Annotated in this window: 10 protein-coding genes and 1 pseudogene; all 11 read right to left on the minus strand. The window is 66.0% G+C overall.

What is annotated here, in order from left to right:
- Positions 1 to 170: 170 nt before the first annotated feature.
- The 11 genes and pseudogenes from ABQY74_RS09825 to ABQY74_RS09875 all read right to left on the minus strand — a co-directional run bounded on the left by ABQY74_RS09825 (position 171) and on the right by ABQY74_RS09875 (position 25,307).
- Positions 171 to 2,435 (minus strand): methyl-accepting chemotaxis protein, encoded by a 2,265-nt coding sequence (locus ABQY74_RS09825; RefSeq protein WP_349791244.1) that lies wholly within the window; start codon positions 2,433 to 2,435, stop codon positions 171 to 173.
- Between the two features lie 517 nt (positions 2,436 to 2,952).
- On the minus strand, positions 2,953 to 5,211 hold the full coding sequence (locus ABQY74_RS09830) for a methyl-accepting chemotaxis protein (protein ID WP_349791246.1): 2,259 nt from the start codon (positions 5,209 to 5,211) through the stop codon (positions 2,953 to 2,955).
- A gap of 671 nt (positions 5,212 to 5,882) precedes the next feature.
- Complete coding sequence (locus tag ABQY74_RS09835; RefSeq protein ID WP_349791248.1) at positions 5,883 to 8,357, minus strand: methyl-accepting chemotaxis protein; 2,475 nt, start codon at positions 8,355 to 8,357, stop codon at positions 5,883 to 5,885.
- A 107-nt stretch (positions 8,358 to 8,464) separates the two neighbouring features.
- Entirely contained in the window at positions 8,465 to 10,714 is a 2,250-nt protein-coding gene (locus ABQY74_RS09840) for a methyl-accepting chemotaxis protein (RefSeq protein ID WP_349791250.1), read from the minus strand.
- A gap of 391 nt (positions 10,715 to 11,105) precedes the next feature.
- A complete protein-coding gene (locus ABQY74_RS09845; RefSeq protein ID WP_349791252.1) occupies positions 11,106 to 13,367 on the minus strand; it encodes a methyl-accepting chemotaxis protein in 2,262 nt (753 codons plus the stop codon).
- A 219-nt stretch (positions 13,368 to 13,586) separates the two neighbouring features.
- A complete protein-coding gene (locus ABQY74_RS09850; RefSeq protein WP_349791254.1) occupies positions 13,587 to 15,941 on the minus strand; it encodes a methyl-accepting chemotaxis protein in 2,355 nt (784 codons plus the stop codon).
- A 13-nt stretch (positions 15,942 to 15,954) separates the two neighbouring features.
- Positions 15,955 to 16,716 (minus strand): transporter, encoded by a 762-nt coding sequence (locus tag ABQY74_RS09855; RefSeq protein WP_127158863.1) that lies wholly within the window; start codon positions 16,714 to 16,716, stop codon positions 15,955 to 15,957.
- Positions 16,717 to 16,981: 265 nt separating this feature from the next.
- Entirely contained in the window at positions 16,982 to 19,774 is a 2,793-nt protein-coding gene (locus ABQY74_RS09860) for a methyl-accepting chemotaxis protein (protein WP_349791257.1), read from the minus strand.
- Positions 19,775 to 19,824: 50 nt separating this feature from the next.
- Positions 19,825 to 22,002: a methyl-accepting chemotaxis protein gene (locus ABQY74_RS09865; protein WP_127158861.1), complete on the minus strand. Its 2,178-nt coding sequence runs from the start codon at positions 22,000 to 22,002 to the stop codon at positions 19,825 to 19,827.
- 336 nt (positions 22,003 to 22,338) lie between these two features.
- Positions 22,339 to 22,872: a hypothetical protein gene (locus ABQY74_RS09870; RefSeq protein ID WP_349791259.1), complete on the minus strand. Its 534-nt coding sequence runs from the start codon at positions 22,870 to 22,872 to the stop codon at positions 22,339 to 22,341.
- A 134-nt stretch (positions 22,873 to 23,006) separates the two neighbouring features.
- Positions 23,007 to 25,307: pseudogene (locus ABQY74_RS09875) on the minus strand (methyl-accepting chemotaxis protein).
- Between the last annotated feature and the right edge of the window lie 117 nt (positions 25,308 to 25,424).

Consider the following 25,424-nt stretch of genomic DNA (forward strand, 5'->3'; position numbering starts at 1 on the left):
GCGTCGCTTGATGCTCGGTCTGACTCCCGCCGGCGGATGTCGACCGATGCCCGGAACAAAAAAAGGGCCGCTTCCCTCGCTAGGAAGCGACCCTCAAGATTCGTCACCGAATCAAACTACGCTCGAATGGTGTTTCTGGAGATTGCGGGTGTCACGCGTTGCGGTAAGGCTCAGAACTCCTGCCAGTCGCTGGGACCTGCCGTGGCTGCCGCTGTGGCCGTGCCTGCGGTGCTGCGGCGTGGCGCTGCGTTGCTGCCGGCACGTGCGGCCGGGCGGGCGGCAAAACGTGCATTGACCGGCGCAGCGACCATCGACGCGGGCTGACGTGCGGCCGGGCCCTGCTCGACGATCTTGAACACGGCAACCGCCTCGGTGAGCTGCTGGGCCTGTTCTTCCATCGCGCGGGCAGCGGCGGTGGCTTCTTCCACCAGCGCGGCGTTCTGCTGGGTGGCTTCGTCCATGTGGGTGACAGTCTGGTTTACCTGCTCGATGCCGGCCGACTGTTCCTGCGAGGCGGCGGAGATCTCGCCCATGATGTTGGTGACACGCTGCACGCTGGCGACGATCTCGGCCATGGTCTTGCCGGCCTGGTCCACCAGCTGCGAGCCGTCGGCCACCCGCTGCACGGAGTCGTCGATCAGGCTCTTGATCTCCTTGGCCGCTGCCGACGAACGCTGTGCCAGGGTGCGCACCTCGGAGGCGACCACCGCAAAGCCGCGGCCCTGGTCGCCGGCACGCGCCGCTTCCACGGCGGCATTCAAGGCCAGGATGTTGGTCTGGAACGAGATGCCGTCGATGACGCTGATGATGTCGGCAATGCGCTTGGACGAGGCCTCGATGCCGCTCATGGTGTCGACCACCTTGCTGACCACCTCGCCACCCTGCGAGGCCACGCTGGCGGCGCCGATGGCGAGTTGATTGGCCTGGCGTGCGCTTTCGGCGTTCTGGCGCACGGTGGAGGTGAGTTCTTCCATCGAGGCAGCGGTTTCCTCCAGGTTGGCGGCCTGCTGCTCGGTGCGCTGCGACAGGTCCTGATTGCCGGCGGCGATCTCGCTGGCGGCGGCATTGATCGAGGTGGCCGAGTGCTGGATGTGCCCGACGATGCCGGACAACTGGGTCGCCGTGGCGTTGGCGTCGTCGCGCATCTGTGCGAACACGCCCTTGAACTCGCCGTCCATGCGTGCGGTCAGGTCGCCCGCCGCAATCGCGCGCAGGATGCCCGACAGCGACTGCAGGCTGCCGTCGGCGGTGGCCATCAACTGGTTGAGGCTCTCGACCATGACGCGGAAATCGAACTGGAACTGCGCCGCATCGCCGCGTGCACCGAAGTTGCCGTCGGCGGCGGACTGGGCCAGCTGCTTGATCTGCTGATTCATCGCCGCCAGGTTGGTTTTCACCTGCGCCATGGTGTCGGTCAGCCTGGCCTTTTCGCCGGGCAGCGCGTCCATGTCCTCGCTGAGGTCGCCGATGGCGTAGCGGCCCATGATCTGCGCAAGACGCAGCGTGACCTGGACGTGGCTGTCGACCAGGGCGTTAGTATCGCCGGCCATGCGGCCGTAGTCGCCCGGGAACGCGTCGGCATCCATGCGGAAGCTGATCTGGCCGTTGTCGTGGCGCTTGGCCATGTCCAGCTGCGCGGTGATCAGGTTGCGCACCTGCGATTGCATCTTGTCCATTGCCTGCAGCAGGCGGCCGGTTTCGTCGCTGGCCTCGCTGTGCACCTGGTTATCGAGCCGGCCGTCGGCGATCGCCTCGGCGGCGCGCGTGGCGCGGTTCAACGGGCCGGTGAGGCTGCGGGTGATCGTCCAGGCCAGCAGGGCGCTCAGCAGCACCACGGCCAGGCCGCCGCCGATCAGCATGGCGCGGCCACGCGCCATCGAGGCATTGGCCTGGTCGTAGGCCAGCTGGCTGCTCTTGCGCTGCGCGTCCGAGTAGGTGCGGATCGCATCCTGCCAGCGCTGGGTGGCCGGTGCGGCGCGTTCGAGCAGGATCGGCATGGCCTGGTCGACCTTGCCGGCGGTGCCCAGTTCGCGTACCTGCTGGTTATGCGCCAGCGCCTGCTCGCGGGTCAGATCCAGCGCGTTGCGCAATTGCTGGTCGTGGGCGTCGGCGGGGAACGCGTAGAGCTTCTCGCGCAGCTCCTTGTAGCGGATGCGCTGGGCGTCGATCACTTCGCCGAACTGGCGATTCTGCTCGGCAGTGGTCGGCAGCACGATGTTGCGCAGGTTCAACGAGATGGTGGCATTGGCGTCCAGCATGTCGGTGGCGTACTGGATCATCGCCATGTTGCGGTTGACGATGGTGTCCAGGCGCTCACGCGCCTGGCTGAGCGTGTACAGGCCGGCGGCCACCAACGCGCAGGACAGAAGGATCAACACGCCGAAGGCCAGGGAGAGGCGCTTGCCGACGTTGAAGCGGTGCAGAAAGGAATTCATTGGGTGACCTGAGCGAATGTGCCGTTAGGTGGACTGGCATGCGATGCAGTGCTGGAGCAGTGCGTCGCACGTCATGCCTTGTGTGATGCGTCGGTCAGATAACGGCGTTAGAACTGCTGTATTGAGGCAAGCCGGGCTGGCCGGTAAAGCCGGGTCTCAGGCACGTGACTGCCATGTGTACAAGGGGTAGGGGATTGGTGGGGATGTGTCGGGAATTCCCCTAGAAAACACGCGTTGAACGTGGTTTTGGAGGCTACGCGATAGAGTCCGGCTTGCACGATGTGAAGTGCGATTTCACGCTGGCTGCGGTGCATGCGGGCTTGCGGACAGTTGGCATGTGCGCACAACGCAAAACGGCACCGCGTGTGCGGTGCCGTGGTGAACTTGCTGCGGATGCGGAGTGCACGGCCGCGGGCTCGTGCGTGGTGTCGAGCATGTGGATCCCGCGCACCGTGCACGCCGGTTGCAGCAACTGGCGTGCACTGCTGTCGATGTGCTGACAGTGCTTGCTGGCGGTTTAGAACTCCTGCCAGTCGCCCACGTCGTTTGCCGTTGCCGACGCAGCAGCGTTGCTGCGGCGTACGGGCGCGGGAGTGATGGTGCGGGCGATCGGGCGCGGTGTGCTGCGGGCATTGGCGGGCGCATTGGCAATGGCCGACAACTGGCGCGCCACCGGTGCGTGTTCGGCAACCTTGAACACGGCCACCGCTTCGGTGAGCTGCTGGGCCTGTTCTTCCATCGCCCGTGCGGCGGCGGTGGCTTCTTCCACCAGCGCGGCGTTCTGCTGGGTGGTTTCGTCCATCTGGGTCACGGTCTGGTTGACCTGCTCGATGCCGGAATACTGCTCCTGCGACGCAGAGGAAATCTCGCCCATGATGTTGGTGACGCGCTGCACGCTGGCGACGATTTCGGCCATGGTGGTGCCGGCCTGGTCGACCAGGGTGGCACCCTGGGCGACCTTGTCGACCGAGTCGTCGATCAGGTGCTTGATCTCTTTCGCCGCACCGGCCGAACGCTGCGCCAGGGTACGTACTTCGCTGGCGACCACCGCAAAGCCGCGACCCTGTTCGCCGGCACGCGCTGCTTCCACCGCCGCATTCAAGGCCAGGATATTGGTCTGGAAGGCGATGCCGTCGATGACACTGATGATCTCGGCGATCTTCTTCGACGAGCTCTGGATGTCGGACATGGTGGTGACCACCTTGGCCACCACATCGCCGCCTTGCGAGGCCACTGCCGCCGCGCCGATGGCGAGCTGGTTGGCCTGGCTGGCGTGTTCGGCATTCTGCTTGACGGTGGAGGTGAGCTCTTCCATCGAGGCGGCGGTTTCTTCCAGGTTGGCCGCCTGCTGTTCGGTGCGCTGCGACAGATCCTGGTTGCCGGAAGCGATTTCGCCCGAGGCCAGGCCGATCGCGTCGGCAGCGGTCTGGATGCGGCCCACGATGCCGGCCAGCTGTTCGGCGGTGGCGTTGGCGTCGTCGCGCATCTGTGCAAACACGCCCTGGTACTGGCCACTCATGCGTGCGGTGAGGTCGCCGGCGGCGATCGACTGCAGCAGGCCGGACAGCGACTGCAGGTTGCCGTCGGCGGTGGCCATCAAGGTGTTGAGGCTTTCCACCATGATGCGGAAGTCGAACTGGAACTGCTCGGCATTGCCACGCGCGGTGAAGTCGCCGTTGGCGGCGGCCTGTGCCAGCTGCTTGATCTCGGCGTTCATCGTCGACAGGTTCAATTTGACCTGATTCATTGCCGTGGTGATGGCGGCTTTTTCGCCCGGCAGCTGTGGCATGTCTTCGCTCAGGTCACCGATCGCATAGCGCTCCACCAGGTGGATGGTCTGCATCTTGACCTTGATGTGCGCGGCGACCAGCTCGTTGGTGTCCTTGGCCATGCGGCCGAAGTCGCCCGGGAAGGCGCCGGCATCCATGCGGAAGCTGATCTGACCATCATCGTGGCGCTTGGCCATGTCCAGCTGCGCGCTGATGAGGTTGCGCACCTGGCCCTGCATGCGATCCATGGCCTGCAACAGGCGGCCGGTTTCGTCGTTGGACTGCGTGCGTACGTCGTTGTCGAGATTGCCGTTGGCGATCGCTTCGGCAGCGCGGGTGGCCTGGGTCAACGGGCGCACCAGGCTGCGGGTGATCAGGAAGCCGAGCAGGGTGCTGAACAGCACCACCGCCAGGCCGCCGCCGATCAACAGCGCACGGCCGCGGGCCATTTCTGCCGTTGTGGCCACATAGGCTTCCTGGGTGCGCTGACGCTGCAGATCCGAATACTCCGTCAACGCATCCTGCCATTGCTGCGTGCCCGGTGCGGCCTTTTCCAGCAACAGCTTGAGTGCCTCATCAGCTTTGCCGGTCAGGCCCAGCTGCACGACGGTGTCCCTGGTCTCGCGGGCCTGCTCGCTGGCAAGGTCGATCCGCTCGCGGATCTGGGTGGCCTGGGGCGAGGCCGAAAATGCATACAGCTTGCGGCGCGTGTCTTCGTAGCTCTTCAGCTGGTTCTTGATGATGGCGTAGAAGCGCAGATTGTCTTCTTGCGAGGTCGGCAACACGATGTTGCGCAATTGCACGGCGATGACCGAGGTGGCGTTGGTCATGTCCTGAGCGTACTGCATGATCGTGATGTTGCGGTTGACCACCGTGTCCATGCGATCGCGGGCCTGCGCCAATGTATGCAAGCCGGCGGCGACAAGTGCGCACGACAACAGGATCAGCGTGCCGAAGGCGAAGCTCAGGCGCTTGCCGACGTTGTACCGTTGAAGAAGAGCGATCATTTGGGGGGTCTCGAGGCAGTTGGCAAGGAAGAATCAAGACGCGTCGGGGAGGACGCGTGGGCGGTACACGGGTGCAGCGGGGCAGGCATCCAACCGATCCATCACCCGGGCCACCGCGTGGTGACCCCAGCAATTGCAAGGCAGGTATGCGTGCGTGGTAGGTAACGGCCGGTGCCTGGACGACTGAACGCGTGCCCACCGCTGCGTATGGGTGGCCGTCACTGAAGTGACGCGCATGTGCACAAATGGACTGGAAACGTCGATGGGAGCGCTATCAACACAGATGCATCCATCGGCGGATTCACATCTGTCTCACCCTTTTGGGCGCGGTACGACGTCGCCGTTGCGAGATGGCCGGGTGGGTGGTCCTGGCCGATGCAGTGATGGGGCCGGCTATGCGACGTTGTCGCAACGGCGTGCGAGAGCAGGGCATTGCCTGCGCCAGGCATCAAACGGCTGCCGGGCAGGTTGAAGTGGGGTCCGCAGCGGCAATGTCATGCCGCCTGCATTGGCTTCGGTCGGGATGCAGCGCTCGATTGCGCGGCTCAGGCGGTGTTGCTCGGCCGCGATCGGTCAGCACACTGGCGCCGGCGACCATGTTGCACGAGGGCTCTGTGCGCTGGCCCACATGTGTGCGGCTTGGCGCGCATGCAGCTGCGCGCGCAACCGCCTTACGCGGCGCGCACCAGCCTGGCCGGCCTGGCAGCGGCCTGCAGCTGGAACACCGACACCGCATCGCGCAGCTGCTGCGCCTGTGCTTCCATCGAACGTGCGGCGGCGGTGGCTTCTTCCACCAGCGCGGCGTTCTGCTGGGTGGCCTGGTCCATCTGCGCGATGGTCTGGCCGACCTGTTCGATACCCTGCGACTGCTGCTGCGAGGCTTCGCTGATCTCGTGCATGATCTCGGTGACGCTGTGCACCGAATCGACGATGTCCTGCATGGTGCGGCCAGCCTGGCTGACCAGCACATTGCCTTGCTCGACCCGGCTCACCGAATCGTCGATCAGCTGCTTGATCTCCTTGGCCGCGCCGGCCGAGCGCTGCGCCAGGGTACGCACCTCGGAGGCGACCACCGCAAAACCGCGCCCCTGTTCGCCGGCGCGTGCCGCTTCCACCGCCGCATTCAGGGCCAGGATATTGGTCTGGAAGGCGATGCCATCGATGACCGAGATGATGTCGGCGATCTTGCGCGAGGCGGCCTGGATGCCGGCCATGGTGCCGACCACTTCGCCGACTACCGTGCCACCTTGCGAGGCCACCGCGGCGGCGCCGACCACCAGCTGGTTGGCGCGCCGCGCATGCTCGGCGTTGTTGCGCACGGTGGAGGTGAGTTCTTCCATCGAGGAGGCGGTTTCTTCCAGGTTGGCGGCCTGCTGCTCGGTGCGCTGCGACAGGTCCTGGTTGCCGGCGGCAATCTCGCTGGCGGCATCGTTGATGGCGTCGGTGGACTGCTGGATGCGTCCGACGATATCGGCCAGCTGCGCCACGGTGGCATTTGCATCGTCGCGCATCTGCGCGAACACGCCGTGGAAGTCGCCATGCATGCGGGTGGTGAGGTCGCCGGCGGCAATGGCGCGCAGCACGCTGGACAGCGCGCCCAGATTGCCATCGGCAGTGGCCATCAGCTGGTTGAGACTCTGCACCATGGCCAGGAAGTCGTGCTGGAAGCGCTGCGTATCGCCACGCACGCTGAAATCGCCGTTGGCCGCAGCCTGCGCCAGCAACTTGATCTCGCTGTTCATCGCAAACAGGTTGCGCTTGACTGCATCCATGGTGTCGCTGAACACGGCTTTTTCGCCGGGCAGGCGGTCCATGTCCTGGCTCAGGTCGCCGATGGCATAGCGCGACATGATCTGGGCGAGTTTCATCTTCACCGCGATATGCGTGCCGACCAGGGCATTGGTGTCGCGCACCATGGTGGCGTACGCGCCCGGGAAGCTCTCCGCGTCCATGCGATAACTGATCTGGCCGGCGTCGTGACGCTGTGCCATCTCGCTCTGCGCTGCCAGCACCCGCTGCAGCTGCTCCTGCATCCGGCGCATGTTGTCGAGCAGTTGGCCGGTTTCATCGCGGCTCGGCGCGGCGATGTGTTCGCCGAGCTGGCCTTGGGCGATATTGGCCGCCACCGCAGCGGCGCGGCGCACGTTGCGGGTCAGCCGGGACAAGGTGTACCAGCCCAGCGCCGTGATCAGCACCGCCAGCAGCGACAGCCCGGCAATGGCCTGCCACATCGCGTTGCGGGCATCGGCCAGGTGGCGTTCGGACTGGCGCTGCAGGGCCTGCAGCGAGACGCTGCTGAGCGCCTGCATGGCTTGGCCGAGATCGTCGAGCGCAGCGTTCCACTGGGTGTCGGCGTTGGCGTCGCTGCCGTCCAGCGCGGTGCCGAGTGCGGCCAGCGCCGCGGTTGCACGCGTGGTTTCGGTCCTGGCGGCATCGGCCAGTGCGGGGTCGGGTTGTTCCAGCAGGCCCATCGCCTTGTCCAGCTCATGCCGGAAGCGCGCATGGCTGCGGGCCAGCTGGCCGAGTTGTTCGCGCAGCATGGCGCGGCTGTCGGCGGCCTGCGACGGGTCGCTGGCTGCATCCAGGCGGGTCAGCGACTCGGTGGCATCGGGGCTGTAGATCAACGTGGCCACCACCAGGTGGTAGCTCTCGATATATGGGGTGTAGACCAGCTGGCTGTCGTCGCGCAAGGCGTCGAGCGCAGCAAACGCCTGCTCGCTGACCGTGGCGTAGCCGTCTGCAGCGGCACTGGCAACGTGACGCTGCTGCAGGCCAAGCAAGGCCTTCTGGCTGCGTTCGAAGCCCGGCATCGTGGCGGTGGTGGCCAGTAGTTGTTGCAGATCGCGATCGGCGCGCGTGGCCGCGGCGCGGGCGGTGCTGCCGCTGTCGACGTGGGCGGCGTGCAGGTCGGTGATCAGGCCCAGCATCTGTCCGAGCGGCGCGTAGCTGCGCAACTCGTTGCTGCTGATGGCCACACTTTCGTTGAGCTTGCCGCTGTACAGCAGTACCGGAATGACCAGGCCAGCCAGCGCCAGGATGCCGATCATGCCGAGCTTCCTGGCGATCGCCAGATCATCCCAGCGGCTGCTCCAGCGCTGCGGAGAGGGTGGGGCGGTCTGCGGCGACAGCGCGGGCGAAGTGGTCATGGAGGTTCTCATAGGCGTACGCAGCCTATCGGCCGATAACAGTTATGCCTTGAGCCGGTCGGCATCGATGCCGACCGGCTCCATTCAGACTGTTGTGCTCGCTTGGCTCAGAACTCCTGCCAGCTGGCGTCGTTGCTTGGCGCGGTGACCACGGGGCGCGGCTTGGACGCGGCGGTGCGTCCGGCCGCGACCACCTTGGCCTTCAGCGCGGGAGTCACCACCGGCCGCGGCGCGGCGGTGCGCACCGGCGCCAGGGCATGGCCGGCATCGGTCTTGAACACCGCCACCGCGTCGGTGAGCTGGGTGGCCTGGTCTTCCAGCGCACGTGCGGCGGCGGTGGCTTCCTCCACCAGCGCGGCGTTCTGCTGGGTGGTCTCGTCCATCTGGGTGACGGTCTGGTTGACCTGCTCGATGCCGGAGGATTGCTCCTGCGAGGCAGCGGAGATCTCGCCCATGATGTCGGTGACCCGCTGCACGCTGGACACGATCTCGCCCATGGTCTTGCCGGCGCTGTGCACCAGCACCGACCCTTCGGAGACACGCTGCACCGAGTCGTCGATCAGCCCCTTGATCTCCCTGGCGGCCGCGGACGAGCGCTGCGCCAGCGTGCGCACTTCCGAGGCGACCACGGCAAAGCCGCGGCCCTGCTCGCCAGCGCGGGCGGCTTCCACCGCCGCGTTCAAGGCCAGGATGTTGGTCTGGAACGAGATGCCGTCGATGACCGAGATGATGTCGGCGATCTTCTTGGACGAGGCTTCGATGCCGCTCATGGTCTCGACCACCTTGCTGACGATCTCGCCGCCCTGCGAGGCCACGCCCGCCGCGCCGATGGCGAGCTGGTTGGCCTGCCGTGCGCTCTCGGCGTTCTGCTTGACGGTGGAGGTGAGCTCCTCCATCGAGGCGGCGGTTTCTTCCAGGTTGGCGGCCTGCTGCTCGGTGCGCTGCGACAGATCCTGGTTGCCGGCGGCGATCTCGCTGGCAGCGCCCTTGATCGACACCGCCGAGGCCTTGATGCCGCTGACGATCTCGGCCAGCTGCGTGGCGGTGGCATTGGCGTCGTCACGCATCTGCGCGAACACGCCGCGGAAGTCGCCGCTCATGCGTGCGGTGAGGTCGCCGGCGGCGATGGACTGCAGCAGCGTGGAGAGCGACTGCAGGTTGCCGTCGGCGGTGGACATCAGGTTGTTGAGGCTTTCCACCATCAGGCGGAAGTCGTACTGGAAGCGCTCGGCATCGCCGCGGGCACTGAAGTCGCCGTTGGCCGCCGACACGGCCAGGTGCTTGATCTCGGTATTCATCGCACCGAGATTGACCTTGACCTGCGCCATGGTCTCGCTGAGCACGGCCTTTTCGCCGGGCAGTTTTTCCATGTCCTCGGACAGGTCGCCGATCGCGTAGCGGCCCATGATCTGCGCCAGGCGCATCTTCACCGCGATATGCGAGCCCACCAACATGTTGGTGTCGTGCGCCATGCGGCCGTACTCGCCGGGGAAGGCAGCGGCATCGATGCGGAAGCTGATCTGGCCGTCGTCGTGGCGCTTGGCCATGTCGGTCTGCGCGGCAAGCAGGTTGCGCAGCTGCAGCTGCATCTTGCTCATCGCCTTGAGCAGGCGGCCGCTTTCGTCGTTGAATTGGGTGTCGACGTCGTTATCCAGTTTGCCGCCGGCAATCGATTCGGCTGCGCGGGTGGCCCGGCTCAGCGGCTGGGTGAGGCTGCGGGTGATCAGCAGGCCCAGCACGCCGCTCAGCAGCACCACTAGCAGCGAGCCGCCGACCAGCAGCTTGCGCGAGTCGTCCATGGATTGCAGTGCGACCGCAGAGGCCTCACCAGCCAGCTTGTCCTGCAGGGCGATGTTCTCGGCGATCTTGTCCTGCCATTGCTGCATCGCCGGCGCGGCCTGGGTCAGCAGCAAGGGCAGCGCCTCGTCGCTGCGGCCGGTCATGACCAGGTCGATGACCTTGTCGTTCAGGACCTTGGCGACCGCACGGCGGCGATCGATTTCCGCCCGGATGGCCTTGCCTTCTTCGGAAGGCGGAATTGCATACAGGGTTTCGCGTGCCTTGAGGTAATCGGCGCGCGCGGTCTTGATGAGCTCGACAAACTTGAGATTATCTTCGTTGCTGGTTGGCAGGGCCACGTTGCGAATCTGCATTGAAATTATATAGTTGGCATTCATCATGTCATTGGAGAGACGGATCTTCTCCATGTTCTGATGCACCAGCTGGTCCACCAGCGCGCGTGCAGAGGTCAGGCCGCGGTAACCGATAAACGCAATGATGCCGGATAGTACGATCAGGACAGCAAAAGCCGCCGCTAGTCGAGGGCCGACGTTGTAGCGTTGGAGAAGTGCAGTCATGACAGATCCTGGAAGGCTTTATGCGATGGATGGGAGCGACCAGGCAACGCCAACCAGTGTCTGCGTGACATGTCGCTATGCGCAGTAACGGCGCGCGACCGCATCGCTGAATACCTCGATATCAAAAAAATATATAACTCGGTCAGGCTTGTGAAAAATACAAGTCGCCAGGGATGGAGTTAATCGATTCTTGTAATCGCTGCCGGTGGAGATAATGCCGAACTCGACAATATGAATATTGCTACATAAGTAAAAGGTTATTTTAAAGTTGTTTTATTGCCTATCGGGTTGATATGTCTTTTAAAAAAACGATGCGGCAATAAAAAAGCCGCGCTCCCAGGAGCGCGGCTTGTGTTTCACAGCGGCCAGTGCGCGGCCGCTGCGGCGTTTCCTAGAACTCGGCCCAATCCGACTCGTTGGACGGTGCCAGCGCCACTGCGGCGCGTGCAGCGGGCCTGGCGACCGGCGGCTTGGTCGCCACCGCCGCGCTGGCGGGGGCAGGCCGCTTGGCAGCGATCTGGCGCACCACCGGCGTGGCACGCGTCACCGCTTCCAGTTCGGCCGACAGGCGGAACAGGGCCACCGCTTCGGTGAGCTGCTGCGCCTGTTCTTCCATCGAACGCGCGGCGGCGGTGGCTTCTTCCACCAGCGCGGCGTTTTGCTGGGTGGCTTCGTCCATGTGGGTGACGGTCTGGTTGACCTGCTCGATGCCGGCCGACTGTTCCTGCGAGGCGGCGGAGATCTCGCTCATGATGTCGGTCACGCGCTGCACCGAGGAGACGATCTCGCTCATGGTGGTGCCGGCCTGGTTCACCAGTGCCGAGCCTTCGGCCACCTTGCTGACCGAGTCGTCGATCAGGCTCTTGATTTCTTTGGCGGCGCCGGCCGAACGCTGCGCCAGCGTGCGCACTTCGCTGGCGACCACCGCAAAGCCGCGGCCCTGTTCGCCGGCACGTGCCGCTTCCACTGCTGCGTTCAGGGCCAGGATATTGGTCTGGAAGGCGATACCGTCGATCACGGAGATGATCTCGGCGATCTTCTTGGACGAGGTCTGGATACCGGACATGGTGGTGACCACCTGGCCGACCACGCTGCCGCCGTGCGAGGCGACATCGGCGGCACCGATCGCCAACTGGTTGGCCTGGCGTGCGTGTTCGGCATTCTGCTTGACGGTGGAGGTGAACTCTTCCATCGAGGCGGCGGTTTCTTCCAGGTTGGCCGCCTGCTGCTCGGTACGCTGCGACAGATCCTGGTTGCCGGCGGCGATTTCGCCAGCGGCGGTGTTGATGGCCAGTGTGGAGTGCTTGATGCGCCCGACGATGTCGGTCAGGCGCTGGGTGGTGGCATTGGCATCGTCGCGCAGGCGCGCGAATACGCCGTGGAATTGCCCATCCATGCGTGCGGTCAGGTCGCCTTCGGCCACTGCGCCGAGCAGCTGCGACAGCTTGCCCAGGTTGCGGTCGCTGACCTCCATCATCGAGTTCAGGTCCGCCACCATCACCGCGAAGTCGTACTTGAAGCGCGCCGCGTCGCCGCGTGCGCTGAAATCGCCGGCCGCTGCGGCCTGCGCCAGCTGCTTGATCTCGGTGTTGATCGACAACAGGCTGGCCTTGGCCGCATCCATGGCCTCATGCAGGATGGCGCGGCTGGCCGGCAGACGGCGTGCGTCCTGGGTCAAATCGCCCTGTGCGTACTGGTTGAGGATGCGCACCGCATCGGTGATGGCATCCAGATGCTCGAAGATCATCGTGTTGATGCCAGTGGCCAGGGTGCCGTACACGCCGGGGAAATCCTCCGGCATGCGGTGGGTGATGTCTTCGGCCGCGTGCAGGTGCGACATGCGCGCGGTTTCGTCGCTGAAGCGGCGCAGCATCTGCGTCATGCTGCCGGTGGCGTCGAGCATCTGGCCGATTTCGTCCTTGCTGGTCTTGCTGACCTGCACGCTCAGATCGCCACGCGAGACCGCCTTGATGGCGCCCAGCGCCTTGGACAGCGGGTTGGTGATGCCGCGCGCGATCAGCCAGCCGAAGGTCACCGACAGCGCGGCCATCAGCAGCGTGCCGATCAGCAATACCGCGCTGGTCAGCTTGAACGAGGCGTCGCTGGCCGCGACCATGTCGCTCAGGGCCTTGGACTGCTGTGCATAGAGCTTGTCGACCGAGGCGAACAGCTCCTTGCGGATCTCGCCAGACTGCTTGCGCGAAAATTCCATCGCCGCAGCGCGGTCGGGTTCTGCATAGAGCTTGCGCAGCTGCTGGTTGGCGGCGAAGTAACGCGTACTGGCATCGCTCAGCTTCGCGTATTCGGCCTGCAGCGGCGAGCCGGCACCGATCTTGGCGTCCAGCAGCTTTTGCGTTTCGACGTACTTGGCCTGGATCTCGTCCATGCGTTTGAAGAACATCGCATAGCGTTCCGGATCGTCCAGATTGACGAACTGGCCCACTTCATAGACGCGGAATTCGCCGGCAAAGCCACGCAGCTCGGATAGACGGCTCAGCACCGGCACCACGTCCTGGTTGATCAGGGTGGTCTGCCGCTGCATCTGCTGCATGCGCGAAAAACCGAGCCCGCCGAGCAGGGCGGTCAGCACGGCACTCAGGCAAAAGGCAAACATCAGTTTGCGGCGGATCGGCCAATCGTTGAACTTGTTCATCAGTAACTCCGGGGCATTGCGCAGGAACGCTCTCCAGCACGCTAGCGGCTGCCCGGCATGATTCTTTATCTTTGAAGGATGAACGGTGCCGTGGCCGGCTCGCGGAGGCCGCAATCAGGCCGCCGGCTACGCTGCCGTGGCGGGCAGGGCGGGCACGCCGGTGGCGCGGCAGCTATGCGTGTGCACGCGGCCCAGGCTTGGGCCGCGTGCACACGCAGCTCAGAAGTCCTGCCACTGCCCGTCGTTGCTAGTGGCGACCACCGGCGTGGTTGCCGGCTTGCGTGCAGCCGCTGCGCCGGGGCTGCGCTTGAGCGCAGCCACTGCCGCTGCGGCCGCCGGCGCTGCCGCCATCGGCGCCGGCGTGTCGGCGAGGGTGAAGCGCGACACCGCCTGCGCCAGCTGGCCGGCCTGGTCTTCCATGGTGCGCGCGGCGGCGGTGGCTTCTTCCACCAGCGCGGCGTTCTGCTGGGTGGCCTCGTCCATCTGGGTGATGGTGAGGTTGACCTGCTCGATGCCGGCCGACTGCTCCTGCGAGGCGGCGGCGATCTCGCCCATGATGTCGGTGACGCGCTGCACGCTGGCCACGATGTCGGCCATGGTGGTGCCGGCCTGCTGCACCAGGACCGAGCCTTCGGCGACCTTGCTCACCGAGTCGTCGATCAGGTGCTTGATCTCCTTGGCCGCGCCGGCCGAGCGCTGCGCCAGCGTGCGTACTTCCGAGGCGACCACGGCGAACCCGCGCCCCTGTTCGCCGGCACGCGCTGCTTCCACCGCGGCGTTCAAAGCCAGGATATTGGTCTGGAAGGCGATGCCGTCGATGACGCTGATGATCTCGGCGATCTTCTTCGACGAGACCTCGATGCCGGACATGGTGGTGACCACCTTGGCCACCACCGCACCGCCTTGCGAGGCGACGCCGGCCGCACCGATCACCAGCTGGTTGGCCTGGCGCGCGCTTTCGGCATTCTGCTTGACGGTGGAGGTGAGCTCTTCCATCGAGGCGGCGGTTTCTTCCAGATTGGCGGCCTGTTGTTCGGTGCGTTGCGACAGGTCGCTGTTGCCGGCGGCGATCTCGCTGGAGGCGGTGTGGATGCTGCCGGCGGCCTGCTGGATGCGCCCGATCACCAGCGCCAGTTGCTCGGCGGTGGTGTTGGCATCGTCGCGCATGCGGGCAAACACGCCGTGGAAATCGCCCTGCATGCGCGCGCTCAGGTCGCCATCGGCCAATGCGCTGAGCAGGCGCGAGACCTCGGCGATGCTGACCGCGTTGGCATCGAGCAGTGCATTGAGCTGCTGCGCCAACTGCAGGAAGAAGCCTTGCTTGCCCGCGCTGTCGATGCGCCTGGACAGGTCGCCGGCCGCGGCGCTGCGCAGCACATCGGCCACGTCGATTTCCACGCGTGCCTCGGCGGTGCGGTCGCGCCATTCGCAGACAAAGCCCAGATGCGCACCGGCCGGGTCGCGGATCGCCGAGACATCCTGGGTGATGCATGCCGCGCGGTACTGCACCTGGCGTTGCGCCGAATCCTGGCGATCCAGACGTTGATAGATCTCCGCATCCTGCGCATTGCCCACTTCCAGCATGGACACCGATTGGCCGATCAGGCTGCTGGAGCGGTCGAACGCCGGCGCGCAGGCGTGGATGTCGTCGGCATAGGTCTGCAGCAAGGTCCGCAGCGCGGTGTTGGCGTAGATGATGGTCAGGTCCGGGTCGGCGATGTACATGCCGGTGGAGGCGTTGTCGAGCGCGGTGCGGATGCGCAGGTTTTCCGCAGCGATGCTGCGCTCGCGCTCCAGGCGTTCGCGCAGGTCGCGCTGCATGCTTGCCAGCGCGGCCATCAGGCTGCGTGCGTGGTGTGCGGCCACCGGAATGGGCTGGTCCAGGCGACCTTCGGCGATGTGCTGCGCGGCACTCATGGCCAGCTGCGGCTCGCCGCCGAGCAGGCCGAACACCGAGCGCAGGATCCAGCCGGCGGCCAGTGCCAGGCAGACGAAGGCGAGCACCACCGCGCCGCCTTGCTGCCACATCACCCGGTGGCTGTCCTGTTCGGCTTTCAGCCGATTGGCCTTGTTCAAGGCCAGGATGCGCTCGCTGATCGCGCCCATGCGGGTTTCCAGCTGGGCGAACTTGGCGGTGAAGTCGGCGTAGGCCGCGCCGCTGTCGGCCTGCGTTTCGGCCAGGGTCATGACCTGGTCCGCCGCGCCGATATAGGCCTGCACTGCCGGCGCCGCCGCGTCCAGATCGCTGCGCAGTGCCGGGTCCAGCGGCAGTTTGCGGTTGGCCTGCAGCGCCTGACGAAATTCCGTGGCGTGTTCGCCCAGTGCGCTGCGTGCTTCTGCAATCGCAGCGGCGTCCTGGCGCGAGGCAGCCAGCAGGGCGGCAGTGACGTCGCCACGCAGGGCGTCGTGCATCATGTCGGCCTGCATGTGGTTGCGCAGCGCATCGGAGGAGATGACCTGTGCGGCGATCGCGTCGAGCAGGCCGCGCTGGCCGTTGTAGCCGACGCCGCCCAGCGCGAGCAGCGCCAACGCTGCCACCAGCACCAGGATCCCCAGCATGTGCATGATCTTCATTGTGCGGCCTGTTTCAGAAGCGGAAAGACAGACCCACGCCGAGCGCGTGATCCGGTGAGCGATCGTTGAGGCCGCGGCTGTACACCGCATCCAGTTGCACATCGTTGCTCAGCAGCCAGGCCGAGCCGACGTCGAGCAATGCCACGGTGCCGCCGTCCTCGCTGCTGGCGACCTGCGGCAATGCCACTTCCACGAACGAGCGCACGCGCTCGTTCCAGGCCTTGCCCAGCACCGCGCCGAAGATGCCGGCGGTGTAGCGGTTGCCTTGCCCATCGTCGTCCCACACCACGCCGGGCATCACCCCGGCCGAGAGGCTGTCGCTGAGCTCCCATTCGGCCACCAGCCGCAACGATGGCCGTGCACCGTGCCCACGCAGGGCGCGGGCGCCGCTGGGCAGGTCCACATGCAGCAGCCAGGCCAGCGAGGCCTTGCCGTCGTCGGACCCGACAAGATGGTGTTTGACCCCGAGCGACACATCGGACATGCCGCTCACGCTAGCCTCGCCGGGTGCGTCGATGCGCTGCCAGCCATCGGTTTCCAGACGCAGTTCCCAGGTCTGGCCAAGGCCGTAGCGAAACAGCGTGGGCGTGGAATATCCGTCGACCGAGGCATCGCGCTCCCAGGCGACGCTGGTTTCCACCTGCAGCCGGCGGTCGCCGACGGTGAGGCTGGACTCGACGAAATCAGGACGGTCGGTGGCGATCGGATCTTCGGCGCGGGCATGGCCGACGACGCAACACAGCACAATACAGCTGGCAACAAGGCATGGCTTCATGGCGACCCCTGGAACGCGCGAATCTCCGGGCGCATGTGCAGGTCTGGCGACCAGGCAGATGCGCTGCTGGACCGGCTGCTGCGCTGGGACGCAAGCCGCCGATGTCTCCCTCGCTAGCGGCAACGGCGGCTGAATCTTTAAGCGTGGCCGATGGCCGGAGCCGGGCAGGGCAGTGGGGTCGGGTGTCAGGTCAGCGATATGCCGCTAGTGGATGTGCTTCATCCTGCGTCGCAGCTGCGCGCGTGCGCAGCTGCAGACGCTGCACTCAGAAATCCTGCCACTGGCTGTCGTTGCCGGCGACACTGCCGGGCGACTTGCGGGTGGGGTGACGCGGCGGTACCGCCGCACGTTTCTTGTCGGTCGGCACCCGGGTGGATGGCGCAACCGCGCTGACCACCGGCCTGGCGGCAGGGGCAATCGCCGCCGGCCTGCCGGCGTGGCTGAGCTTGAACACCGCCACCGCATCGGTCAGCTGGCCGGCCTGTTCTTCCATCGCGCGTGCAGCGGCAGTGGCTTCTTCCACCAGCGCCGCGTTCTGCTGGGTGGCCTCGTCCATCTGGGTCACGGTCAGGTTGACCTGCTCGATGCCGCTGGACTGCTCCTGCGAGGCGGCGGAGATCTCGCCCATGATGTCGGTGACGCGCTGCACGCTGGCGACGATCTCGGCCATGGTGGTGCCGGCCTGCTGCACCAGTACCGAGCCTTCGGCGACCTTGCTCACCGAGTCGTCGATCAGGTGCTTGATCTCCTTGGCCGCGCCGGCCGAGCGCTGCGCCAGGGTGCGCACTTCGCTGGCGACCACCGCAAAGCCGCGGCCCTGTTCGCCGGCACGCGCCGCTTCCACCGCCGCGTTCAAGGCCAGGATATTGGTCTGGAAGGCGATGCCGTCGATGACGCTGATGATCTCGGCGATCTTCTTCGACGAGACCTCAATGCCGGACATGGTGGTGACCACCTGCGCCACCACCGCACCGCCTTGCGAGGCGACACCGGCCGCGCCGATCGCCAGCTGGTTGGCCTGGCGCGCGCTTTCGGCGTTCTGCTTGACGGTGGAGGTGAGCTCCTCCATCGAGGCGGCGGTTTCTTCCAGGTTGGCGGCCTGCTGTTCGGTGCGTTGCGACAGGTCGCTGTTGCCTGCGGCAATCTCGCTGGCGGCTGCGTTGATCTGCGTGGCCGAGGCCTGGATGCCCGAGACGATGCCGGTGAGTTGCGCCACGGTGGCATTGGCATCGTCGCGCATGCGCGCGAACACGCCCTGGAACTGCCCGTCCATGCGCACGGTGAGGTCGCCCTCGGCCAGTGCGCTGAGCAGGCTGGAGATGCGCTCCAGACCTTGCGAGGTGGTTTCCAGCAAGCCGTTGAGCTGACGGCCGAATTCCAGATAGAAGCCGTGCTTGTCGTCCAGCGCCAGACGCTGGCCAAAGTCGCCCATCAGCGCCGACTGCACCAGCGCGGCGACCTCTGCCTGGGTGCTGACTTCGGCGCTGACATTGCGCCACAGCAGCATGCTGCCGCTGCGATGGCCATCGGCGGCGTAGAGCGGGGTCATGGTCAGGTCCAGCGTCACCGGGCCGAAGGTGTAACGCTCCAGCGTGGTGGACTGCAGTTGCTGCAGGCGCTGCAAGCGCGCCTTGCCGTCGGCATCGCTGCCGAACACGTAGTCCAGCGGTTTGCCGACCACCGCATCGGCGCTGAAGCCCTGCTGGCCCTTGGCATGAAACGCCGCTTCGCCGCATTTGAACGAGGTGTGCAGCGCCTCGGTGATGAACACCGCATTGTGCTGCTCGTCGGCCAGCAGCACTTCCATTTCCGAATGTTCCAGCGCAGTGCGGATGCGCAGGTTTTCGTTGGCGATCTGCGCATCGCGTTCGATGCGCTGGCGCAGGTCGGTCTGCATGCGCTGCATGGCGCCCATCAGGCGGCCCACTTCGTCCTGGCGCTGCGCGGCAATCTGGTTGTCCAGCTTGCCGGAGGCAATCGCATCGGCCACCTTGGCAGCGGCGTCCAGCGGACCCACCACCTGACGCCGCAACAGTACGAACAGCGCCAGGCTGAGCACCAGCGCCGAGCCCAGGCCGACCGCCAGAATGGTCCACAACAGCCGATGTGCCTGCTGCATGATCGCCGCATACGGCACCACCACGCCCAGCGCAAAACGCTCCTGCGCCTGGCCGATCTGCAACGGCACATAGGCGCTGACCGTGCCGGCGGCATCCGGCGTGAAATCCAGATAGTCCTTGCCGGCCCTGGTCGCCGCCAGCATCGCGCGATAGTCGGCGCCGTCGGCCGGCTTGCCGATCCGCGCAGCGTCGCGCGAGGCCAGAATGACCCCGGCGGGCGAGATCAGCTCGACGTAGCCGTCGTCCATCGGACGCAAGCCGCTCAGGCGCTTCTGCAACGCGGCCAGGGCGAAATCCACCGATACCACGCCCACATACTTGCCCTGATCCATGATGGGCGTGGACAAGGTGGTCATCAGCACCGGCTGGCCGCCGATCTGGTAATCGTAGGGGCCGGCCACGATCTGCCGGCCCAGCTCGCGCGGTTTGAGGTTCCAGTCGCCGTCGCCGGGTTTTTCGTAACCGACCAGGGGTTCGCGGATCAGCGACTGACCGTTGTAGGCCCAGTAGGTCATGAAACGGCCGGTGTTGTCGTGACCCTCGGCATCGACATAGTCGCCGTCCTTGCCGTCGAAGGCCTGCGGCTCCCACAACGTGCCCATGCCCACCCATTCTGGATGGTTCTGCAACTGGTCGTGCACGATCGCCGACGCCGCCTCGCGGCTCACCCCGCCATGCGCACGCTGCGCCAGCAAGGCGCTGGCGACCGACTGGCCGGTGGTGAACGCCTGCCCCAGCTCGCTGCCGATCTGTTCGGCCTGATAGCGCGCCGCGTTCTGCATCGTGGTCTGTGCCGAGGCGATCAGTGCGCGACTGCTTTGCCAGTAGCTGATCGCCGCAGTGAGGCCGAAGCACAGCAACGCAGCGACGGCGGTGCCGAGCATCAGGCGGTACGCCAGACTGCCGCCGGAGCGGGATTGCGTGGGGGACGAGGGCATGGGCGTGGCTTCGAAGTGAGGGAGGTGGTGCGGGAGCGATCGGGCGGTCGTCAGCTGGCGACGCGCAAGGCCTCCGCGCGCGCGGCACTGCGGCTGCTGCCGCGCTGTGCGGGCGAGGCAACGCTCACCCGGAAGCTGGACACCGCCTCATCGAGCTGCTGCGCCTGCTGCTGCATGGCGTTGGCGGCGGCGGTGGCTTCTTCCACCAGCGCGGCGTTCTGCTGGGTGCTCTCGTCCATCTGGGTGACGGTGAGGTTGACCTGCTCGATACCGGCCGATTGTTCCTGTGAGGCGGCGGAGATCTCGCTCATGATGTCGGTCACGCGCTGCACCGAGGACACGATGTCGGCCATGGTCTTGCCGGCCTGATCCACCAGCGCCGAACCCTGCGCCACCTTGCCGACCGAATCGTCGATCAGGTGCTTGATCTCCTTGGCCGCGCCGGCCGAACGCTGTGCCAGCGTGCGCACTTCGCTGGCGACCACCGCAAACCCACGGCCCTGTTCGCCGGCACGCGCCGCTTCCACCGCCGCATTCAAGGCCAGGATGTTGGTCTGGAAGGCGATGCCGTCGATGACCGAGATGATCTCGGCGATCTTCCGGGACGAGGTCTGGATGCCGGACATGGTGTCCACCACCTGGCTGACCACCTGGCCGCCCTGCGAGGCCACCGAGGCGGCCCCGATCGCCAGCTGGTTGGCCTGGCGTGCGTGCTCGGCATTCTGCTTGACGGTGGCGGTGAGCTCCTCCATCGAGGCGGCGGTTTCTTCCAGGTTGGCGGCCTGCTGCTCGGTACGCTGCGACAGGTCGTTGTTGCCGGCGGCGATCTCGCTGGCCGACCCGGTGATGGCGCCGGCGGCCTGCTGGATGCGCCCGACGATGCCGGCCAGCTGCGTGGCCGTGGTGTTGGCGTCATCGCGCATGCGAGCGAACACGCCGTGGAACTGACCGTCCATGCGCGCGGTGAGGTCGCCCTCGGCCAGCGCGGCCAGCAGCTCGGACAGCTTGCCCAGGTTGCGGTCGCTGACTTCCATCATCGCGTTGAGGTCGTTGATCATGCGCGCCGAGTCGTGCCTGAAGCGCGTGGCATCGCCGCGCTGGCTGAAGTCGCCATTGGCTGCGGCCTGGGCCAGGCGCTTGATCTCGGTGTTGATCGCCAACAGGCTGGCCTTGGCCGCATCCATCGCCTCGTGCAGCACCGCGCGCGTGCCGGGCAGGCGCGCGGCGTCGCGCGACAGGTCGCCTTGCGCATATTCGTTGAGGATGCCGATCGCATCGATGATGGCGTCCAGGTGTTCGAAGATCATCGTATTGATGCCGCCGGCCAGCTCGCCGTAGACACCGGGGAAATCGGTGGGCATGCGGTGGCCGACGTCTTCGCCAGCGTGCATGTGCACCATCACCTTTGTCTGCGCGGAGAAGCGCTCCAGCGTGTGCACCATGTCGTCGGTGGCCTTGAGCATCTGGCCGATTTCATCGCTGCCGTGCTGTGCGGTGCGCACGCTCAGGTCGCCACGCGCCACGCCCTTGATGGCGGCGAGTGCACGCGACACCGGCTCCAGGATCGAATTGCCGATCAGCCAGCCCACCAGCAGGTTGAGCAGCACCAGCACGCCGCCGGCCAGGGTGACGACGCCGGTGAAGGCCAGCGCCTGCGACTGGGTGTCGTCCAGATACACGCCGGTGCCGATCACCCAGCCCCACGGCTTGTACAGCGCGGCGTACGAGGTCTTCTGCACCGGCTCTTTTTCGCCGGGCTTGGCCCAGGCGTAATCGACGTAGCCGCCGCCGGCCTGCGCCGCAGTGACGAAGGCCGGGAAAATGCGCTTGCCGTCCGGGCTCAGCACGTCGTTGAGCGGCTTGCCGTTGAGATCCGGGCGGATGGGGTGCATCAGCATCACTGGCGTCTGGTCGGTGACGTAGATGTAATCCACGCCGCCGCGTGCGCGCATGGTGGACAAGGTATGCAGCGCGGCTTTCTTGGCGCTGTCCATGTCCATCTCGCCCTTCTCGGCGCGCTCGGCGTAACCGTTGACCACCGCAATCGCCATCTCGATCTGGCTCTTGAGCCCATCGCGGCGCGTATCGGTGAGATCCACGTATTGCATGCGGGCGGCGATCACCGCCAGCGCGATGATGCCCAGCGCCACCAGCGCGGTCTGCGCCAGGAACTTGCGCTTGAGCGGAACGTTGGCCAGCGTGTTTGCAATCGTGGTCTTGAAGGTCATGGCAGGTATCCAGCAAAGGAATGTGACCGGGATAAGTCGAATAGCGACCTGATCCCCAAAATGTTGAGCACTGCGCGACAGCCGGTCCGACGGCGGCTTTTCAGCGGTTTTCGAGGCGGCGGTAGCTGTACGCCGGGCATGTCATCCGATTGCCGGGGCCGTGCGGCGAATGCGCGCACCCGCGCGGGCAGGGCATACGGCACCGGGATCAGCCGGGCAGGGCAGGATGCACGCGAACCTGCGTGGCAGGCTGCGTGGTTTGGCGCAGCGCCGGGCTGGCTAACCGGGAATGCTGCAACGCCGCTGCGGCCACCGGGCTCGCAGTGCGGGCAGTGCTCAGTTGCGTTGCGTGTTGCCCACGCTGGCCACCGACTGCTGCAGGGTCTGCAGTTCGGTCCACAGCAGGTGGCGCGTGTCGCCCGCATGGCCCAGCGACAGGGCCTGCGCAGACTGCAGGTCGCCATCGTGCAGGGCGCGATTGGCCTGCCGATGTTGCGCCAGGTACTGGCCCAACTGCTGCTGCACCAGCGCGAACTGGCGCGCCTGTTCGCCCTGCGGCGCGCTGGCCTGAAAATAGCCCGCATGCCGTGCAATGCGTTGACGCAGGTTGCCCAGGCGCTCGTCATAGGCCTCGATGCGGGCACGGTCGTGCGCTGCGGCAAGCTGCGCCCGCTGGTCGTCGCGCAACTGCACCAGGTCGATGGCCAGCGACTGCAGCGCGCTCATCGGCACGTTGTCCAGCAGGACCGAGACCGGCGCGGCCGGTGCTGCGAAGGACGGCGGCAACGAGACGCTGGCAACCAGCAGCGCGACGGCGAACACCGAGCCCAGCATGTGGCGGGCAGAGCGTGGTGAGTTGACGGTAGGCATGCGGACTTCCTTGGACGTAGCGCGGGCCAGGCAGCCCTCATTGCTCCTGGTATCGACCGCCGAAGCTTGTGCTTGATCACCTTTCGACCAACGGCAGCATTGCCTGGCGATCGCGGGGGTGGTGTGGTGCGTCTTTAATTCGCTGCCGCATGGCAAAACGCCCCGACAGATCGGGGCGTTTCGGGTGTCGATGCCGACGTGTCAAACCGGACAGAGCGTTTGCTTCTCCCCGCGGGAGAAGGTGGCGTGCAGCGCCGGACGAGGGGACGAGGGCAGGTTCCTGCGGCTTAAACCACCGTCAGATGCCGCGCGGCGGGTGTGCGGCTTGCCGACGGCAGCGCCGCGTTCGGCTGGATCTTGAAGATCGCCACCGCATCGGAGAGCTGCCCGGCCTGTGCTTCCATCGCACGGGCGGCGGCGGTGGCTTCTTCCACCAATGCCGCGTTCTGCTGGGTGGCCTGGTCCATCTGCGTCACGGTCAGGTTGACCTGTTCGATGCCGGCCGACTGTTCCTGCGAGGCGGCGGAGATCTCGCTCATGATGTCGGTGACACGCTGCACGCTGGCCACGATCTCGGTCATGGTGGTGCCGGCCTGATTCACCAGCACCGAGCCTTCGGCGACCTTGCCCACCGAGTCGTCGATCAGCTGCTTGATCTCCTTGGCCGCACCGGCCGAGCGCTGCGCCAACGTGCGCACTTCGCTGGCCACAACCGCAAAGCCACGGCCCTGTTCGCCGGCACGCGCTGCCTCCACCGCCGCATTCAAGGCCAGGATATTGGTCTGGAAGGCGATGCCGTCGATGACGCTGATGATGTCGGCGATCTTCCTGGACGACGCCTGGATGTCGGCCATCGTGGCGACGACCTTGCTGACCACCTCGCCACCTTGCGAGGCAACGCCGGCTGCGCCGATCGCCAACTGGCTGGCCTGGCGGGCGCCTTCGGCATTCTGCTTGACGGTGGAAGTCAGCTCCTCCATCGAGGCGGCGGTTTCTTCCAGGTTGGCCGCCTGCTGCTCGGTGCGCTGCGACAGGTCGTTGTTGCCGGCGGCGATGTCGCTGGCGGCCGCATTGATCGAGGTGGTGGCGTGCTGGATGCGCCCGACGATGCCGGACAACTGCTCGGTGGTGGCGTTGGCGTCATCGCGCATCTGCGCGAACACACCGTGGAACTGGCCGTGCATGCGCTCGGTCAGGTCGCCGGCGGCAATCGCCTGCAGCACCTTGGACAGGGCACCCAGGTTGCCATCGGCAGTGGCCATCAGCTGGTTGAGGCTCTCCACCATGGCCAGGAAGTCGTACTGGAAGCGCTGCGTATCGCCACGCACGCTGAAATCGCCGTTGGCTGCGGCCTGGGCCAGCAACTTGATCTCGCTGTTCATCGCAAACAGGTTGCGCTTGACCGCGTCCATGGTGTCGCAGAGCACGGCCTTCTCGCCGGGCAGGCGGTCCATGTCCTGGCTCAGGTCGCCGATGGCATAGCGCGACATGATCTGCGCCAGCTTCATCTTCACTGCGATATGCGAATCGACCAGGGCATTGGTGTCGCGCACCATGCTGCCGTATTCGCCGGGAAACACCGCTTCGTCCATGCGGAAGCTGATCTGCCCGTCGTCGTGGCGGCGCGCCATGTCCTGCTGTGCGGCGGCAACCGCCTTGAGCTGGTCTTGCATGCCACGCATGCTGGTCAACAACTGGCCGGGTTCATCGCCGGGCTGCGGGCCGATCGGGTTGTCCAGCTTACCGTGCGCGATGGCGTCGGCGACCTGGGTGGCCTGGGTCAACGGACGCACCAGGCTGCGCGAGATCAGCCAGGCCAGTGTGGCAGCCAGGCCGGCCGACAACAGACCGAAGGCGATCAACGCGCGGTTGGCCAGCGCCACGCTGCCCAGGATGGCGGCGGCACCGGCGGCGTTCTGCGCGTTCTGCAATTCAACCGCGGCGCCAATCGCCTTGGAGCGGCGCTCCAGCAACGGCTGCGCTTCGCCGCGCAACAACTGCTTGGCGCCGTCCAGATCGCCGCTGCGGATCATGCCGAGCAGACGGTTGTTGGTGGCGCGGGCGGCGGTGAGGCTGTCTTCGATGGTCTGGCGTGCACGCATGCCATCGGCGGTGGTCGGCAGGCGTTTCAGCGCAGCCCACAACTCGGCGTAGTGCGCGCGATTGGCCTTGAGCTGTGCATCGATGGCGGGCTGTTGCTGCGGCGAGGCCAGCATGAAGTCGCGGATGTAACGCTCGCCCAGCATATTGCTCTCGCGCATCTGGTTGAGCAGCTGCGCCTTGCGGTTATTGATCTCGATGATGATCGAGACCTGGTTCTTGACGGTCTTGAATTCGTACAGCGCCAGGCTGGTCGAACCGGCCAGCAGGACGATCAGCAACGCAAATGCCAACGCCAGGCGTCGCCCGACGTTGAGGGAGTGCAGAAATTTCATGGTGTTCTCGGGAGGGAGGGAGGAGAAGAGGTACAGCGGTAGCGTTCGCTAGCCGGCTTTCTTGAGCTTGCCGGCGTCTGCCGGCCCGCTTGCGTTCTTTAGATGTGACGCGTTGCG

The sequence above is a fragment of the Xanthomonas sp. WHRI 7064 genome (genome assembly GCF_040202355.2).
GTDB classification, from domain to species: Bacteria; Pseudomonadota; Gammaproteobacteria; order Xanthomonadales; family Xanthomonadaceae; genus Xanthomonas; species Xanthomonas arboricola.

Coding starts and splice junctions, on each gene's coding strand:
- ABQY74_RS09825 (WP_349791244.1), bottom strand. CDS start 2,435: ATGAATTCCTTTCTGCACCGCTTCAACGTCGGCAAGCGCCTCTCCCTG.
- ABQY74_RS09830 (WP_349791246.1), bottom strand. CDS start 5,211: ATGATCGCTCTTCTTCAACGGTACAACGTCGGCAAGCGCCTGAGCTTC.
- ABQY74_RS09835 (WP_349791248.1), bottom strand. CDS start 8,357: ATGACCACTTCGCCCGCGCTGTCGCCGCAGACCGCCCCACCCTCTCCG.
- ABQY74_RS09840 (WP_349791250.1), bottom strand. CDS start 10,714: ATGACTGCACTTCTCCAACGCTACAACGTCGGCCCTCGACTAGCGGCG.
- ABQY74_RS09845 (WP_349791252.1), bottom strand. CDS start 13,367: ATGAACAAGTTCAACGATTGGCCGATCCGCCGCAAACTGATGTTTGCC.
- ABQY74_RS09850 (WP_349791254.1), bottom strand. CDS start 15,941: ATGAAGATCATGCACATGCTGGGGATCCTGGTGCTGGTGGCAGCGTTG.
- ABQY74_RS09855 (WP_127158863.1), bottom strand. CDS start 16,716: ATGAAGCCATGCCTTGTTGCCAGCTGTATTGTGCTGTGTTGCGTCGTC.
- ABQY74_RS09860 (WP_349791257.1), bottom strand. CDS start 19,774: ATGCCCTCGTCCCCCACGCAATCCCGCTCCGGCGGCAGTCTGGCGTAC.
- ABQY74_RS09865 (WP_127158861.1), bottom strand. CDS start 22,002: ATGACCTTCAAGACCACGATTGCAAACACGCTGGCCAACGTTCCGCTC.
- ABQY74_RS09870 (WP_349791259.1), bottom strand. CDS start 22,872: ATGCCTACCGTCAACTCACCACGCTCTGCCCGCCACATGCTGGGCTCG.